General features: G+C 72.7%; 1 protein-coding gene. It reads left to right on the top strand.

Annotation, left to right across the window (positions count from 1 at the left end; translation table 11 throughout):
* Positions 1–55: 55 nt before the first annotated feature.
* Positions 56–739 (top strand): sensor histidine kinase N-terminal domain-containing protein (locus AC27KI_RS26480; protein WP_487116842.1); only part of this gene is annotated, 684 nt, incomplete at its 3' end.

Raw genomic sequence — 739 nt, 5'->3', positions numbered from 1 at the left:
CAGCCCCCCGGGCCCCGGCGGGCCGGCGCCGCGCACGGGCGCACCGGCGCATTCGCTGCGCGCGCGGCTGCTGTGGTTCCTGCTGGCGGCGATCGTGTGCACGGCGCTGCTGCAGATCCTTTTGTCGTACCGCTCGGCGCTGTCCGAGGCCGACGAGATCTTCGACTACCACATGGAGCAGATGGCGATGGCCCTGCGGCCCGGCCTGCCGGAGGTGCCGGCCAACGCGCCCGGACCGCTGGTGCACGACGACGAGAACTACGAGTTCGTCGTGCAGGTCTGGTCGGCCGAAGGCTTGCGCGTGTTCGAGTCCGCCGTGGGCGCTGCCCTGCCGCAGCGCGCGGTGCTGGGCTTTTCCAAGGTGAAGGCGCACGGCACCACCTACCGCGTGTTTTCGGTGCAGACGCGCTCCCAGGTCATTCAGGTGGCGCAGGACATGGCCGTTCGCAAGGCGATGGCGCGCGACCTGGCCCTGCGCACGGCCGGGCCCATCGCGCTCATGGCGCCGCTGCTGGCGCTGGCCGTATGGTGGGTGGTGAGCGGCTCGCTCGCGCCGGTGGAGCGCGTGCGCCGCGAGGTGGCGCAGCGCCAGGCGGACGACCTGTCGCCCGTCGACGGCGATGCGCTGCCCGCCGAGGGTGCAGCCGGCTGGTGGTACGAGCTGAACCTGCTGTTCGCGGCGGGTGCAGCGGGCTTTCGAGGGCGCACGCAGCACTTCGTGGCCGATGCGGCGCACGAG

Source organism: Acidovorax sp. KPB24-03, from assembly GCF_057546605.1.
The sequence above is the reverse complement of the archived record's forward strand: the minus strand, read 5'-3'. Positions and strand labels throughout refer to the sequence as shown.